The sequence below is a fragment of the Sodalis-like endosymbiont of Proechinophthirus fluctus genome (genome assembly GCF_001602625.1).
Taxonomy (GTDB): domain Bacteria; phylum Pseudomonadota; class Gammaproteobacteria; order Enterobacterales; family Enterobacteriaceae.
On sequence record NZ_LECR01000079.1, the window covers coordinates 1,224 to 1,869 of the forward strand.

Genomic DNA, 646 nt, shown 5'->3' on the forward strand with positions numbered 1-646 from the left:
ATCGAAGCCGACCATATGGACAATTATCAAGGCGACTTTGAGAATTTGAAGCAGACGTTCATCAATTTTCTGCACAATTTGCCATTTTACGGCCGCGCGGTGATATGTATCGACGATCCGGTGATTCGAGAACTGCTGCCCCGAGTTGGGAGGCAGGTTACCACCTGCGGTTTTAGCGAAGATGCCGATTTTCGCATTACCGATTACCGCCAGGAAGGCGCGCGTGGCAGCTTTACCCTCACACGGCAGGATAAGCTCGATTTGCGGGTGGAGCTCAATGCACCGGGCCGGCACAATGCGCTGAATGCAGCGGCAGCAATTGCAGTAGCGACCGAAGAAGGTATCAATGACGAGAGTATTTTGCAGGCGATGCTGCAATTTCAAGGGACGGGACGCCGCTTTGACGATTTAGGCCGTTATGATTTGAACCACGTCAACGGTAAAACGGGTGAGGTCATGCTGGTTGACGATTACGGCCACCACCCGACCGAGGTAGACGCCACCATCAAAGCAGCACGGGCTGGCTGGCCGGACAAGCGGCTGGTGATGGTATTTCAGCCGCACCGTTATACGCGCACGCGGGATTTGTATGATGACTTTGCTAATGTGTTATCCGGTGTAGATATCCTGCTGATGCTGGATGTGT

The 646-nt window shown here is 53.3% G+C and carries 1 protein-coding gene; it reads left to right on the plus strand.

Going from position 1 to position 646, the window contains the following annotated elements:
* A partial coding sequence (locus BG74_RS07820) for a Mur ligase family protein (protein ID WP_244267436.1) occupies positions 1–646 on the plus strand: 646 nt, incomplete at both ends.